The 16,054-nt window shown below is 68.5% G+C and carries 8 protein-coding genes; 7 read left to right on the top strand and 1 reads right to left on the bottom strand.

Features of this window, described 5'->3' with window-relative positions; translation table 11 throughout:
* Window positions 1–476: 476 nt before the first annotated feature.
* The 7 genes from pks2 (at window position 477) to G6N34_RS12375 (ending at window position 15,492) form a co-directional block, all read left to right on the top strand.
* Window positions 477–6,722, top strand: coding sequence for a sulfolipid-1 biosynthesis phthioceranic/hydroxyphthioceranic acid synthase (gene pks2 / locus G6N34_RS12405; RefSeq protein ID WP_234813044.1), 6,246 nt, complete (start codon window positions 477–479; stop codon window positions 6,720–6,722).
* A 28-nt stretch (window positions 6,723–6,750) separates the two neighbouring features.
* Complete coding sequence (locus tag G6N34_RS12400) at window positions 6,751–8,211, top strand: condensation domain-containing protein (RefSeq protein WP_085154730.1); 1,461 nt, start codon at window positions 6,751–6,753, stop codon at window positions 8,209–8,211.
* A gap of 19 nt (window positions 8,212–8,230) precedes the next feature.
* Window positions 8,231–9,655, top strand: coding sequence for a condensation domain-containing protein (locus tag G6N34_RS12395; protein ID WP_163645376.1), 1,425 nt, complete (start codon window positions 8,231–8,233; stop codon window positions 9,653–9,655).
* On the top strand, window positions 9,648–11,033 hold the full coding sequence (locus G6N34_RS12390) for a hypothetical protein (protein WP_234813040.1): 1,386 nt from the start codon (window positions 9,648–9,650) through the stop codon (window positions 11,031–11,033). The genes G6N34_RS12395 and G6N34_RS12390 overlap by 8 nt, the downstream gene beginning before the upstream one ends.
* Window positions 11,034–11,124: 91 nt before the next feature.
* Window positions 11,125–12,888, top strand: a complete 1,764-nt coding sequence (locus G6N34_RS12385; RefSeq protein WP_109788620.1) for an AMP-binding protein — start codon at window positions 11,125–11,127, stop codon at window positions 12,886–12,888.
* 66 nt (window positions 12,889–12,954) lie between these two features.
* Entirely contained in the window at window positions 12,955–14,235 is a 1,281-nt protein-coding gene (gene lipL, locus G6N34_RS12380) for an esterase/beta-lactamase LipL (RefSeq protein ID WP_234813039.1), read from the top strand.
* A 15-nt stretch (window positions 14,236–14,250) separates the two neighbouring features.
* Window positions 14,251–15,492 carry an Rv1490 family membrane protein gene (locus G6N34_RS12375; RefSeq protein ID WP_085154726.1) on the top strand — a complete coding sequence of 414 codons (1,242 nt, stop codon included), beginning with the start codon at window positions 14,251–14,253 and terminating at the stop codon, window positions 15,490–15,492.
* A gap of 12 nt (window positions 15,493–15,504) precedes the next feature.
* Here G6N34_RS12375 and G6N34_RS28285 read toward each other — a convergent pair whose 3' ends face one another.
* On the bottom strand, window positions 15,505–16,011 hold the full coding sequence (locus G6N34_RS28285; RefSeq protein ID WP_109788619.1) for a hypothetical protein: 507 nt from the start codon (window positions 16,009–16,011) through the stop codon (window positions 15,505–15,507).
* Between the last annotated feature and the right edge of the window lie 43 nt (window positions 16,012–16,054).

The raw sequence follows: 16,054 nt of genomic DNA, 5'->3' as shown, positions 1-16,054 counted from the left end.
CGCGGCCAGTAAAATTGACAACAATCAATGTCGGCTCATGGCACAATCTGTCAAAATAATTGACATCAAATATTGTCGGGAGCCTGAGCTACCTCGAAGGCCCTCGGGGGGTGGATCGTTACCCTGGGTCAATCAGTTGCTCGCGGTCTATGAAAATGCTTGCAGTGCAGCGGCTTTCAGAAAAGGCTGAGCGGTCGCCAAGCGGTTCCCGGCCGCGCTCGGCCCCCGGCGTGACGAGAAAACGCTGAGCTGGCAATTTGGTGGACTGGGGGCTGAAACGGCACCCTGTTAAAGGAGAGCGGCTACAGTACGCACTCAGTCGGCTACTTAGTCAAGCGGTAAGGTCGCCGTGGCGTTCATCCAGAACGTTGTGGCGAAAATTTCGCTCGGCGAACGTATTTTTATAGGAATCCGCAGTACTAGAAGGGGTGGATGAGTTGGGCGAGGCATCTGTCACCCCAGTGGCCGTGATTGGGATGGCCTGTCGGTTGCCCGGTGGCATCGAGTCACCGGAAGCGCTCTGGGATGCGCTGTTGCGCGGCGATGACCTGGTCACGGAGGTTCCTGCCGACAGGTGGGATGCCGACGAGTTCTTCGACCCCGAACCGGGAGTTGCCGGCCGTTCGGTCTCCAAGTGGGGCGGCTTCCTCAACGACGTCGGCGGATTCGATGCCGAGTTCTTCGGGATCAGCGAGCGCGAGGCGACGGCGATCGACCCGCAGCAGCGCCTGCTTCTGGAGACTTCATGGGAAGCGCTCGAGCATGCCGGCCTGGACCCCAACCGCCTGGCCGGATCACTGACCGGCGTCTTCGTCGGCATGACCTATGCCGACTACCAACTCGTGGCCGCGGATGCCCAGGCCCTCGACGGGCCGTACGGGTTCACCGGCAACAACTTCAGCCTCGCCTCCGGGCGGATCGCGTATGCCCTTGGCGTCACCGGGCCGGCCTACACCGTGGACTCGGCGTGCTCGTCGGGCCTGCTGGCCGTCCACAACGCATGCCGCAGCCTGCGTGACGGCGAAAGCGACCTGGCCCTGGCGGGCGGTGTCAACGTCCTGCTCGAGCCCCGCAAGATGGCATCCGGTTCGGCGCAGGGCATGTTGTCGCCCACCGGCAAGTGCCATGCGTTCGACGTCGACGCGGACGGCTTCGTCTCGGGCGAGGCCTGTGCGATGGTGCTGCTCAAACGTCTCGAGGACGCCGAACGCGACGGCGACCGCATCCTTGCGGTGATTCGGGGGACCGCGGCCAACCAGGACGGCCACACCGTCAACATCGCCACCCCGTCGCGCGACGCGCAGGTCGTGGCGTACCGGGCCGCCCTGGCCGTTGCCGGTGTCGACGGATCCTCGGTCGGCATGGTCGAGGCCCACGGCACCGGGACGCCCGTCGGCGACCCGATCGAGTACGCCGGCCTCGCCGAGGTGTACGGCATCGAGTCGGCGTGTGCGCTGGGCTCCTCCAAGACCAACTTCGGTCATTCGCAGTCCGCCTCCGGCGCGGTCAGCCTGATCAAGGCTGTCTTGGCGTTGCAGCACGGTGTGATCCCGCAGAGCCTGCACTTCAACCAGCTGCCCGACGAGATGGCCAAGATCGACACCAAGCTGTTCGTCCCGCAGGCGAACGTGCCGTGGCCGATCGAGGGGCAGCCGCGCCGCGCCGCGGTGTCGTCATACGGCCTCTCCGGCACCAACGTGCACGCCGTGGTGGAACAGGCTCCCGCCGGGCAGTCGCCCAAGGTCGTGGCGCACGACGCCAAGCCCGCGGCGGTCGACGGTGCGCTGCTGTTCCCCCTGTCGTCCACCTCGGCCGACGGTCTGCGCCAGACCGCGGGCCGGTTGGCGGACTGGGCCACCGAGCAGCTGCGCGACGACGAGCTGAGTGATCTGGGCTACACCCTGGCCCGCCGTCGTGGGCATCGCAGCGTGCGCACCTCGGTGCTCGCGGGCACGTCCGCGGAGCTGGTCGAGGCACTGCGTGAGGTCGCCGACGGCGAGCTGCCCCATGAGCCCGCCGTCCCCAACAACGGTCGTGGGCCGGTGTGGGTGTTCTCCGGGCACGGCTCCCAGTGGATCGGGATGGGTGCCCCGCTGCTGGCCGCCGAGCCCGTGTTCGCCGCGACCGTGGCCGAGTTGGAGCCGCTGATCGCGCGCGAGTCCGGATTCTCGGTCACCGAGGCGATGTCGGCACCAGAACTCGTCACCGGGATGGACCGGGTCCAGCCGACCATCTTCGCGATGCAGGTCGCGCTGGCGGCCACGCTGCGCGCGTACGGCGTCACCCCCGGCGCAGTCGTCGGCCACTCGATGGGTGAGGCGGCCGCGGCCGTCGTCGCCGAGGGCTTGTCGCTCGAGGACGGCGTCAAGGTGATCTGCCGCCGGTCGCGGCTCATGGCGAGCATCGCCGGTGCCGGCGCCATGGCGTCGGTCGAACTTCCCGCCGCGCAGGTGCTGTCCGAACTGACGGCACAGGGCGTCGACGACGTCGTGCTGTCGGTTGTCGCGTCCCCACAGTCCACCGTCGTGGGCGGGGCCAAGGACTCGATCCGCCGGCTCGTGGTCGGCTGGGAACAGCGCGGCGTGATGGCCCGCGAGGTCGCGGTGGACGTGGCCTCCCACAGCCCCGAAGTGGATCCGATCCTCGACGCACTGGCCGACGAACTCGACGAATTGTCGCCGATGGACCCGGTCATCCCGTACTACTCGGCCACGCTGTACGACCCGCGCGACATCCCGGTGTTCGACGTCGACTACTGGTCGGACAACCTCCGGTACACCGTGCGGTTCGCCGCCGCCGTGCAGGCCGCGCTGGAGGACGGGTACCGCGTCTTCGGGGAACTGTCGCCCCATCCGCTGCTGACCCACGCCGTCGACCAGACCGCGCGCGGCCTCGACATGTCGATGGCCGTGCTGGCGAGCATGCGCCGCGAGCAGGACATGCCCAACGGCCTGCGCGGCTTCGTCGGCGACCTGCACAACGCGGGCGCCGCAGTGGACTTCGAAGCGCTCTATCCCGACGGTCGTCTCATCGACGCCCCGCTGCCGGCCTGGACGCACCAGACGCTGATGCTGACCCGTGTCGGCGAGGAGGCCCGCGGTGGCCACAGCCTGGCCGTGCACCCGCTGCTGGGCGCGCACGTCCGCCTGCCCGAGGCGCAGGAACGCCACGTCTGGCAGGCCGACATCGGCACCGTGGCTCAACCCTGGCTCGAGGATCACCAGGTCAACAGTGTCGCGGCGCTGCCCGGTGCCGCATTCTGCGAGATGGCGCTGTCGGCCGCCGCGTCGGTTCTGGGCGAGGCCGCCGAGGTCCACGACGTCACGTTCGACCAGATGCTGCTGCTCGACGAGCAGACCGAGGTCTGCGCGCAGGCCGAACGCCGCGGTGACGGTGCGGTCGACTTCGAGGTGAACACCGTCGCCGACGAGGAGCGCGTGCGCCGCTCGGGTGCGCGGCTCACCACAGCCGGGGACGAGACGCCTGCGGTCCACGACATCACCCGACTGCTCAAGGCACACCCCGAGCGGGTGGACGGTGCGCACCTGCGCGAACTGTTCGCCGAGCGCGGGATCGTATACGGGCCCGCGTTCTGCGGCCTGGTCGCGGCCCACGTGGGCACCGACGGCCAGAGGTCGGTGCTCGCCGAGGTCGCGCTGCCGGGTGCGCTGCGCTCGGGGCAGGCGGCCTACGCCGTCCACCCCGCGCTGCTCGACGCGTGCTTCCAGGCGGTCGCCGCCCATCCGGACATCCGCGATGACGCGTCACCGACGCTGCTGCTGCCGCTGGGTGTGCGTCGGATCCGGGCCCACGCCAGCACCCGCCACGCGCAGTACTGCTACGCCCGGGTGCAGCGGTTGGACGCCTCGACGGTGGAGGCCGACCTCGACATCCTCGACGACGACGGCAACGTCCTGGTCGCGGTGCAGGGACTGCGCCTCGGCACGGGCACGTCCGCGGAGTCCGAGCGTGATCGCACGCTCAACAGCCGGTTACTGACCGTCGGTTGGGTTCGGCAAGAGCCCCCGGAGGCCGCGAGCCCGGACATCCGCTCCCTGCTGGTGATCGACGGCGGCCAGACCGACCCGCTGCCGTCGGCGCTGGCCGACGCATTCGGTCAGCGCGGCGTGGACGTTCAGCGCCTCAGCTGGCCGCTGCACGGTGGCGACGAACAGGCACAGGCCGAGTTGGTGGCCCAGCTCTCCGGTGGTGTCATCGGCGCGGTTGTGGTGGTGCTCGAATCGGCGACCGGCGCAGCAGCCGCGTCGACGGCCACCGGCGCCGATCAGGTCCGTCGCCTCGTCCACATCGCCCGTGAGCTTCCCGAGGTCTCGGGGGCTCCGCGGCTCTATGTGCTCACGCGCGGCACCCAGACGGTCGTCGACGGGGATGTCGCCAACCTGGAACAGGGCGGCCTGCGTGGCCTGCTGCGCGTCGTGGGTGTCGAGCACCCTCACCTCAATCCGACGTCAATCGATCTCGCTGCCACTCCGGGAGCCGCCGAGGAGGCCGAGCGGGTGGCCGCTCAGGTGCTCGCGGCCGGCGACGAGGACGAGACGGCCTGGCGCGACGGTCAGCTGTACGTGGCGCGGCTCAACCTGACCCCGTTGGGCGCCGACGATCTGCGCACGACGGTCGTCGACCACCAGCGCGACGGTGTCCGGTTGCAGATCCGCACACCGGGTGACCTGCAGTCGCTTGAACTGGCCGCGGTCGACCGGGTGGAACCGGGACCCGGGCAGATCGAGGTGGCCGTCACGGCCTCCAATCTGAACTTCGCCGACGTTCTGGTCGCGCTCGGCCGCTACCCCTCGTTCGAGGGCCGGATGCCCTCGCTCGGCGCCGACTACGCCGGTGTGGTCACCGCGGTGGGACCCGGCGTCACCGAACATCAGGTGGGTGACCAGGTCGCGGGGATCTCGACCTCAGGTGCGTGGGCGACCTACATCACCTCGGACGCGAATCTCGCGGTCACGCTGCCGCCGGCGCTCTCGGCCAGTCAAGCCGCGGCGGTCCCGAGCGCGCACGCCACCGCGTGGTACAGCCTGCACAACCTGGCCCGGATCTCGGCCAAGGACAAGGTGCTGATCCACTCGGGCACAGGCGGAGTCGGGCAGGCCGCCATCGCGATCGCACGCGCCGCAGGCGCAGAGATCTACGCGACGGCGGGCAGCGACGAACGTCGAGATGTCCTGCGTTCCATGGGGATCAAGCACGTGTACGACTCGCGAAGCACGGCCTTCGCGGAGGAGATCAGGCGTGACACCGCCGGTTACGGCGTCGACATCGTGCTGAACTCGCTGCCGGGTGCCGCGCAGCGGGCGGGCCTTGAACTGCTGTCCTTCGGCGGTCGCTTCGTCGAGATCGGCAAGCGCGACATCTACGGCGACACCCGGCTGGGACTGTTCCCGTTCCGGCGCAACCTGGCGTTCTACGCCGTCGACCTGGCGCTGCTGGCGCTGACCGATCCCGCCACCATGCGGGATCTGCTCTCGACAGTGTTCGCTCAGATCGCCGAGGGCGTGCTGCCCCCGCCGCAGACCACGCACTTCCCGCTGGCCGAGGGGGCCACGGCGATCCGCGTGATGGGTGCGGCCGGGCACACCGGCAAGCTCGTACTCGACATTCCGCACAGCGGCCACGACACCGCAGTGGTTCCGCCGTCGGAGGCCAAGCCCTTCCGCCGTGACGGCGCGTACGTCGTGACGGGCGGCATGGGCGGGCTCGGGCTGTTCCTGGCAGAGAAGATGGCTGCCGCAGGTGCCGGCCGGATCGTGCTCAACGGGCGGTCCTCACCGAGCCAGCACGCGCAGGCCGTGATCGACCGCATCCGCGCGGCGGGAACTCAGGTCGACGTCTGCCGCGGCGACATCGCCGATCCGGCGACCGCGCGGCGCCTTGTCACCGCGGCCGCGGCCACAGGCCTGCCCCTGCGGGGTGTGCTGCACGCCGCCGCGGTGGTCGAGGACGCGACACTGGCCGCGATCACCGACGACCTCGTCGCACGGGACTGGGCGCCCAAGGTCACCGGTGCCTGGAATCTGCACGAGGCCACCGTGGATCAGCCGCTGGACTGGTTCTGCTCGTTCTCCTCGGCGGCTGCGCTGGTCGGGTCGCCCGGACAGGGCGCCTACGCTGCCGCCAACAGCTGGCTCGACGCGTTCACGCATTGGCGCCGGGCGCAGGGTCTGCCGGCCACGGCGATCGCGTGGGGGGCATGGTCGGAGATCGGTGCCGGGCAGGGGATGGCGGCCGAGGAGAGCATGGCGATCTCGCCGAGCGACGGCGCCTACGCCTTCGACGCGCTGCTGCGCCATGATCGGGCACACACCGGTTACGCGCCGGTGGCAGGCGCACCGTGGCTGATGTCCTTCGCACAGGCGCGGCCGTTCGCCGAGGCGTTCCGCAACGCCGACCAGAACCGCGGTGGCTCCAGCCAGTTCCTCACCGAACTGCGCGCGCTCCCGCACGACGAGTGGGCGGGCCGCCTGCGCAGGCTGATCTCCGACTCGATCAGCCTGATCCTGCGGCGAGCGGTCGATCCGGACCGACCGCTCTCCGAATACGGCCTGGACTCTCTCGGCAATCTCGAGTTGCGCACACGGATCGAGACCGAGACCGGCATCCGGATCAGCCCGATGGGCATCACGACGATCCGGGCGCTGGCCGAGAGCCTCAGCGAAACCCTCGCTGCCGATACGGCGGTGTCAAGTCCATCATGACGATCCGGCAGTGGAGTAAGGGGCAGTAGTGGTCGCATTCCAAGCAATCCATGAGTGGGACGACACCCCCGGCGTGGTCACGTCGTGGGAGCCTTCGGCGTCGACGCTGGCCAAAGTGGCTGCCGCTCCGGTTAATCCGGTACCGGTGAGTTACCAGCAGGCCCAGCATCTGCACGCCTACCGGGACCACGCCGCGCACGGCCGCAATATGGCCAGGCTCAACATCCCGTCGTGGAACATCCAGGGACAGTGCGACGTCCGGGCCATGACGCATGTGATCAACGCCTACCTGCGCAGGCACGACACCTTCCACAGCTGGTTCGAGTACGACGGTGCCGGCGAGTTCATTCGGCACACGCTGACCAACCCGCGGGACATCAGGTTCGCGCCGAAGAACTACGGCGAGATGGCCGCTGACGGCTGGCGTGAGCACGCGCTGGCCACCCCGAACCCGTTGCAGTGGGACTGCTTCCGGTTCGGTGTGATCCAGCGCGCGGATCACTTCACGTTCTTCCTCAGTGTCGACCACGTGCACGCGGACGCGATGTTCATGGGTGCGCTGTTCGTCGAGATCCACATGATGTACGCCGCACTGGTCGGCGGTGGCGCGCCACTGCAGCTTCCAGAACCGGGCAGCTACCACGACTACTGCACCCGCCAGTACGAGTACACCTCGGCGCTGACGTTGGACTCACCCGAGGTGCGGGCGTGGATCGACTACGCCGAGGAGAACGGCGGATCGATGCCGAAGTTCTCGCTGCCGCTGGGCACCATGGCCGAGTCCCGCGGCGGTGCGCTGCTGACGGTCCAACTGCTCGACGAAGAGCAGACCAACCGCTTTGAGACCGTCTGCATGGCGGCGGGCACCCGCTTCAGCGGTGGCGTCTTCGCCTGCGCGGCCCTGGCTGAGCGCAAGATCACGGGTAACGAGACCTACTACGTGGTCACGCCGACGACGACGCGAAACTCGCCGTCGGAGTTCATGACCACGGGCTGGTTCACCGGACTTGTCCCGATCACCGTGCCGGTGGGCGACCTGTCGTTCGGCGCCATCGCCCGTGCCGCCCAGGAGTCGTTCGACTCTCGGGTGGACCTGGCTCACGTGCCGTTCGAGCGTGTGGTCGAGCTCGCAGCGGAACTCGGTGTGCACAAACCCGATTCGGGTGTGCCCATGCTGTCCTACCTCGACGCCGGGCTGCCGCCGCTGTCGCCGGCGATCATCGCCGAGTGGAACCAGCTGAACGGCCGGGTCTTCAGCGACGCCGGTGACGCCCATCAGTTCGGCATGTGGGTGAACAGGTTGGGTCGCGGGACCACGATCACCGTCGCCTTCCCGAACAACCCGACCGCACGCGTGTCGGCCCTGCGCTACCTCGAGGCGATGAAGGCCGAATACCTCGCAGTGGTGCAGGACGGAACGGCGGCGCCGGCGGTCACGCCGAAACAGGATGCGCCCGCTCTTGCGACCGCGGGCTCTGTCGCGAACTGACACGGGGGGAGATTCGGTGATGGCGGTAGTGGATCGGGCGCGTCGGCAGCGGCTTCGTCGACGGTCGGTGAATCAGGATGCCGGGCCGGACAATCGACTGTCCTACACCGATCAGGCGATGTTTCTCGCCCTCCGCGCCACCGGCGAGGAGTCGATGGCGCAGCTCGTCTGGGTGTACGACAAGGGGATCGACCTCGACGCGGTGCGTCGATGCCATGCCGACCTCGGATACGGCCTGTTCGGCCGGCTCATCGAGTCGTCGCCACTGCCGTTCGGCCGGCATCGTTGGGTGGCCGCGACTGGGCCCATGACGCCGTTCGAACTCGAGCAGACCCCGCGGCCTCGAAACGAACTCACGGACTGGGCCGACGAACGCGCGGGCATGCCCATCGATCCGGAGACGGGACCCGGTTGGCGCATGGGCGCCCTGCCGATGACCGACGGGTCGACCGCAGTCAGCCTGGAGATCTCGCACTGCCTTACCGACGGTATGGGCGCCGTGATCACCGTCACCGACGCGCTCAAGGGCATTCGGCGGAACCTGGACCTTCCGCCCGCTGGGGCGCGGCCGAAAAGGCTGGCCGTGCGCGAGGATGCGCGTGACACGTTGCGCGAGGTGCCCGTGCTGGCCAAGACGCTGGCCGTCGCGGTCCGGTTGGCCTACCGCCGGCGGGGCGACATCAAGCGGTCGGCGCCTCCACCGACCACGACACCCGTGGGAGATCCGGGGGCCGAAGTTCAGGTGCCTGCCATCTCGGTGTTCGTGGACGCCGCGGACTGGGATGCGCGCGCCGAAGCGCTGAGCGGCAACTACTTCTCGCTGGCGGCGGGGTTCGCGGCCCGACTCGGCGCCCGCATGGGCCGTCAGCGCGCCGAGGACGGTGCGGTCAGCCTGTTGATCCCCATCAGTGAGCGCACCGAGGACGATTCGCGGGCCAACGCCGTCTCACTCGACTCGATCGCCGTGGACCCGGGACCGGTCACCGCGGATCTGACCGCGGCGCGCACAGTGCTCCGCGAGGGCTTCAAGCGCCGCCGGGAGCAGCCTGACGAGTCGTTGGAACTGCTGCCCCTGATCCCGTTCGTTCCCAAGTTCACCGTCAAGCGTGGCGCCGACGTGCTGTTCGACTTTGCCGACCTGCCGGTGTCGTGCACCAACCTGGGTGATCTCGACCCGATGCTGAGCCGGATCGACGGCACTGACTGTGATTACCTCTTGCTGCGCGGGGTCAACGGACGCATCCCACGCAGACTCCTCGAGCAGCGCCGTGGCCTGCTGACTGTCGTCTCGAGTCGGTACTGCGGCAAGGTCTCGCTCACCGTCGTCGGCTATCAGCCGGGTGCCGAGAACACCAAGAAGAGCCTGCGTGCCGTCGTGTCCAGTGTGCTGGCTGAGTTCGGTCTCGCCGATGTCGACCATCCGGAAGGTGATATTGGTGGCTGACACCGCGGAAAACGTTGTGCCGATGGATAACCGCCTGGTCCACCTGGACCAGGCGATGTTCGACGCCATGCGGGCGGGGAATCGTTCGCAGCTGATGCAGTGCCTGTGGATCTATGAGCATCCGGTGGATCTCGAAGCGCTGGAGCGGTTCCACGAGAACCTCGGCTACGGGCTCGGGGGCCGACTGATCGAACGTTCGGTGCTGCCCTTCGGGAGGCATCGCTGGGTCTCGGCGCTGGGTCCGGCGTCCGATCTGGACATCGAGGCCGTGGCCAGGCCCCGCGAAGAGTTCAGCGACTGGGCCGATGAGCAGGCCGCCCGACCGATCGATCCCGAGTTCGGCCCCGGCTGGCGACTCTCGGTGCTGCCCATGACCGACGGGTCCACCGGGCTGAGCCTGGTGGCCTCCCACGCGCTCGGCGACGGCGTGGCCGGCCTGGTGACGATCTTTTCCGCCGTCAAGGGGGAGCGGCCCGACCTGGGCTACCCCGCCCGCCGCGGCGCGACCCGCAGGGCCAGACTGCGGGCGGCCCGCGAGGACGCGCGGGCGACACTGCGGGATCTGCCCGAGGTGCGCCGCACGTTGTCCACGGCGATCAAGCTGACCCTGCGCCGCCGTCACGACCTCGCGCGGTCGGCCCCGGCGCGTCAGGCAGACGATGTCGGTGCGGCCAACCGAGTCGTGTCGGTGCCCGCGGTCTCGGTCTTCGTCGACATCGACGAATGGGACGCACGCGCGGCCTCGCTCGGCGGGAACACCTACTCCCTGCTGGCCGGCGTCGCGGCCCGACTCGGCGCCCGCATGGGCCGCACGGTGCCCACCGGGCCCGATGGCTCGACGGTGAATCTGCTTCTGGCACTCAGTGATCGGTCCTTCGACGACTACCGCGCCAACGCGATGTCGATCGGGAACGTGGGGGTCGACCCGGATTCGGTCACCACCGACCTCACCTCTGCCCGCGCCGCGATCAGGTCAGCACTGCAGGCGCGTAAGGACACTCCGGACGAGTCGCTGCAATTCCTGCCGTTGATCCCGTTCGTCCCGCGGCGTGCCATGAAGCGTCTCTCCGACGTGTTCGTCGGTGCGGCCGACCTTCCGGTGTCGTGTTCGAACATGGGCGATCTCGAACCCACGGTGGGCCGCCCTGACGGCTCCGACGCCGAGTACATGGTGATGCGCGGCGTCGACCAGAACGTCATCGAACGCGACATCGTCGCCGCGGGTGGACATCTGGTGCTGGTGTCCGGCCGGCTCGGGGGCAAGGTGTCCATCTCGGTGGTCGGCTACGAGCCGGGAGCACCCAACACCAAGGCCTGGCTGGCAGATCTGGTGCAGCAGACCCTGGCGGAATACGACCTGTCCGGGCAGATGATCTGATGCCCGCCACCACCCTCGACTCTCGCGGCGCGAGCCGCACAACATCGGCCGAGTTCATCATCTCTGCGCCGAGCACGAAAGGTATCTGACAGTGATCGCATCTTCGCTTACTGGTGTTCTCCGCGAACGGGCCGGCCTGCAGCCCGGCGACCCCGCGTTCACCTTCATCGACTACGAATCCGACTGGGACGGCGTCCAGGAGACGCTCAGCTGGGCGCAGATGTACCTGCGGGTCAAGAACCTCGCGGTGAAGCTTCGCGAGGTCGCGACAGTGGGGGACCGCGCCGTCATCCTGGCGCCCCAGAGCATGGAGTACGTCATCGCGTTCCTCGGGGCGATCGAGGCCGGCCTGATCGCGGTGCCGCTCTCGACGCCGATGGTGGGGGCTCATGACGATCGCGTCAACGCCGTACTGGCCGACGCCGCACCGACGGTCCTCCTCACCACGTCGGCGGTCAACGAGACCGTCACGCCCTATGCCAAGGCCGCCGAGGGCCGTCCGACGCCGACGGTGTTGGCCGTCGACACGCTCGACCTCGACACCCGCTCGGGCGGTCGGCTCAAGCGCGAGACCCTGCCCGACACCGCCTACCTGCAGTACACCTCCGGGTCGACGCGCACCCCGGCCGGCGTCATGGTGTCGAATCGCAACCTGGCGGTCAACTTCGAGCAGATGATGGGCGGCTTCTACCCCGACTACAACCGGGTTCCGCCGGCAGACAGCACCGTGGTGTCGTGGCTGCCCTTCTACCACGACATGGGTCTTCTGCTCGGTATCGTCGCCCCGATCCTGGGCGGTTGGCACTCGGTGCTGATGAGCCCGCTGTCCTTCCTGGCCCGCCCAGCACGGTGGATGCGCCTGGTGGGAACGCACACCCACGCGCTGACGGCGGCACCCAACTTCGCATTCGACCTGGCGGCCACGCGCACCACCGACGAGGACCTGCAGGGCTGCGACTTCAGCAACGTGCTCAGCATCATGAGCGGGGCCGAACGCGTCCACGAGGTCACGGTGCGCAGGTACACGGAGCGTTTCGCGCGCTTCAACCTGCCGCCCAAGGTGATCCGGCCGTCCTACGGCCTGGCCGAGGCGACGCTGTACGTCCAGACCCGCAGTCCCGGGCAGCCGCCTCAGGTGGTGCACTTCGAGCCCGAGAAGCTGTCCGCTGGAAACGCCGACCGCGCAGCCACCGGCACGGCGCTGATCAGCTACGGCACGCCGGACTCGCCGCTGGTGCGCATCGTCGACCCTGACCACGGCACCGAGAGCCCCGCAGGCGTAATCGGTGAGATCTGGGTGCACGGCGAGAACGTCTGCGCCGGATACTGGAACAAGCCCGAGGAGACCGAGCGCACGTTCGGCGGCACGCTGGTTGACGCATCGGCCGATACGCCGGCCGAGAAGTGGCTGCGCACTGGCGATCTCGGATTCCTCTCCGAGGGTGAGCTGTTCATCATCGGCCGGATGAAGGATCTGTTGATCATCCGGGGGCGCAACCTCTATCCCGACGACATCGAGGCCTCGGTGTCGGTGATCACCCGCGGTCGGGTGGCCGCGGTGGCCGTGCCCGACGACACCACCGAGAAACTCGTGGTGATCGCAGAGGTCAAGAACAAGGGTCTCGACGCGGCCGAGATGGCCGAACGCCTGGAGGCCATCAAAGGCGAGGTGGCATCGGTGATCTCGACAGCCCACGGCGTCGCAGTCGCGGACGTCGTGCTGGTGGCGCAGGGCTCGATTCCGATCACCACGAGCGGCAAGACCCGACGTTCGGCCAGCCTGGAGAGATACCGGGCGGGCGAGTTCACGCGCCTGGACGCCGCAGTGCTGGCCGGGGCCCCGGCAGGACGCTGATAACGGACCAGTAACACCGCTTATGTCCGTCGATTCTGTGCGGTGGGGGTGGGTAAAGTGCACGGTGTGAGCCAAGCAACATCTGGGGAGCGCAGCGCGGCGCTCCCGGAGGGTGTCCACGGTGCCGCGGACCCCAACTTCTCGTGCGCTGTGCGTGCCTTCTCAGCGATGTTCGGCCGTCCCAAGCTCGGTGGTGGCGCGCTCGCGGTGTACCTCCATGGGGAGCCCGTCGTCGACGTCTGGGCGGGCTATGCCGATCGTCGTGGTGAGCAGCCCTGGGCCGCGGACACGGGCAGCATGGTGTTCTCGGCGACCAAGGGTGTGGCGTCGACGGTCATCCATCGGCTGGTCGACCGCGGGCTGATCGACTACGACACCCCGGTGTCGCACTACTGGAGCGACTTCGGCGCCAACGGCAAAGCCGACATCACGGTGCGCGAGATGATGCGGCACCGCGCGGGTCTGTCGCATCTGAACGGAGTCACCAAAGCGGAACTGCTGGACCACACGGCGATGGAGGCGCGGATGGCCGCGGCCCCCGCGTCGCGCCTGCGTGGCAAGCCCGCCTATCACGCGCTGACCTACGGGTGGCTGCTGTCGGGCCTGGCCCGCTCGGTGACGGGCAAGGGTATGCGCCAACTGTTTCGGGAGGAGGTGGCGGCGCCACTGGACACCGACGGCGTGCACCTCGGCCGTCCGCCGGCGACCGCACCGACTCATGCCGCGCAGATCATCCATCCGCAGTCGAACCTGTCGAACCCGGTGTTCAATCTGCTGGCGCCGCATGCGGCCCTGAATCCGCTGACCGCGGGGTTCGGCTCACTGTATTTCCCCGGTATGAAATCTGTTGTCCAGGGTGAGATTCCGATGCTGGACGCTGAGATGCCGGCCGCCAATGGGGTGGCGACTGCCCGCGGGTTGGCCAGGATGTACGGTGCGATCGCCAATGGCGGTTCCATCGACGGCATTCAGTACCTGTCGGGGCGCGTCGCCGCCGGTCTGGCGGGCCGTCCAAGCCTGCGTCCGGACCGGAGCGTGGGCATGCCGATGTCATTCCATCTCGGCTACCACGGCCTGCCCTTCCCCGGTGTTCTGCCCGGTTTCGGCCATGTGGGCCTTGGCGGTTCGATGGGCTGGGCCATCCCGGAGAGCGGTCTGGCCATCGGGTTCGTGCACAACCGTCTGCTGACCCCGTTCGTGTTGACCGATCAGGCCGGATTCGTCGCGACCGCGGCGCTGATCCGTCGTGGGGCCGCCATGGCTCGTTCACGCGGGTACCGTCCTGTCGCCGAATTCGGTTCGCGTTACGACCAACTGACGCCAGTGGCCCGGCTGAGTTCAGGATGACAGTAGGGTGACCGGGTGCAGGTGAATTCCGTCCCCACCCGTCGCCGTTCTGGCCTCTTCATCGCCGTCGCCCTGGCAATCCTGGTCTGGTCGGCCGCCTTCGTCTACCTGGCGGCGGTGGTGATTCCCGTTGACCACTACCTGATCTCGTACTACATCGCCGACTACCAGTTCGGCTTCGTGCGCCGCGGACTGGCTGGTGAGCTCGTCGGCAGCGTCGCCGACGAAAGCTTCTTCCGCAACGCCTATCTGATGCGCTGGCTGACCACTGGTGTCTACCTGTTGGGGTTGGGGGCGCTGGCGTTCACCCTGCTGCGCCGGGCCCGCACGCCAGGCCGGATCATGCTTGCGTTGCTGCTGGCCGTGCTGCCGTTCGGTGTGCCGTATGCGGTCTACTCCGGGCGCCCGGATCTGTTGGGTGCCACGGCCCTGATCGCGCTGTGTCTGGCGCTGAGTGTCGTCCAGCAGCGTCGCCTGGCCCTGATCTGCTGCGGTGTGTTCGGTGCCGTCGTCGCGGTTCTCGCGCTGATGCACGAGGGCATGGCACTGGAATTCGGCCTCGGCGCGATCCTGGCCATCATGGTGCTCGCCAGGGGTCTGGGACGGTGGGCTCAGCGGTGGGCAGCGGTGTTGGCCATTGCGCCCGGCCTTCTGATGGCCCTCGTGGTTGCGGCATTCGCCAACCACGACGTGAGTCAGAAGGTGTGTGCGTCCGTTCCGCACCGCATGATCGAGACTCCGTTCGCGTCGATCAAGGCGCCGGGGGATCTGGTGGCATACCTGACGACTGACACCCCGGTGCTGTCGGACTATCACGATTGGGTGTGCGGGTGGTATCTGGCCACCTACGACCACAGCGTGGCCGACGGACTCAAAGAGGTGGCGGCGGTCGGTGTTCCAGCGCTGATCGGATCGGTGCTGTTGGGATTGGCGGGGTTGGCGGCGACGCTGTGGTCGGTCGCGCGGTTCTCCGGGGTGGCGATGCGCCCCTTCTTCGCTCAGTTGAAGTCCGACATCCTGCTTCCGGCATTCGGTCTGCTGCTGATCATTCCGCTGTTCCTCACCGGGGTCGACTGGACCCGATGGCTGCTGGTGGTCGCGTTCGACATCGTCGTGGTGTTTGTGCTCTACGCGCACCGCAGGCCCGAGATCGACGACGTGCCACCACGCAAGACGATGCTGCTGTTCCCGCTCGTGGTGCTCGGGTTCATGCTGATCCCACTGGGCGTGGCGCCCGGCGGCGGATCGACGCGCTGAGACCGCTGAGACTCAGCCCAGCGGCCAGGGTGGCGGCGGCAACCCCGGCGGGGGCGGCGGCGGCGGAAGCCGCGGCGGCTCGGGTGGCGGCGGCAGAAGAACCGGCGGCGGCGGGGGCGGAAGATCGGGCGGCGGCGGAAGCAGTTGCGGCGACGCCAGTTCCGGCAGGACGGCATCGGCGGCCGAGCCCAACACCAGCGGCGGCAGCGGGGGTGCCGGCAGGCCCACCGAGACCGGCACGCTGACCTCGGCGGCAGGCCAATCGACCGGCGGCAGCGGACCCGGTTCGGGCATCGGCCCCAACTGCGCGAGTGCCTGCTGGATCTCGGGCGGGCAGATCGGGCACTGCACCGTCTGGTTCTCGTCGCGTTCGCGGTCGCGGTCTTGGTCCTCGGCCGCGATGTCGTTGCGCTGCGAATCGACCGGTTCGGCGTGCGCGGGCACGCTGCCGATGAGCCAGACTCCGAATCCCAGGGCGGTGACGACCGCTGACCGTGTCAGTCGAGAGCGATGCTGCACCGCAGACTCCTCTGTTGGGGGTTGTCGTCCATCATAGGGGCAG

Source organism: Mycolicibacterium confluentis (assembly GCF_010729895.1).
GTDB lineage: Bacteria > Actinomycetota > Actinomycetes > Mycobacteriales > Mycobacteriaceae > Mycobacterium > Mycobacterium confluentis.
The sequence above is the reverse complement of the archived record's forward strand: the minus strand, read 5'-3'. Positions and strand labels throughout refer to the sequence as shown.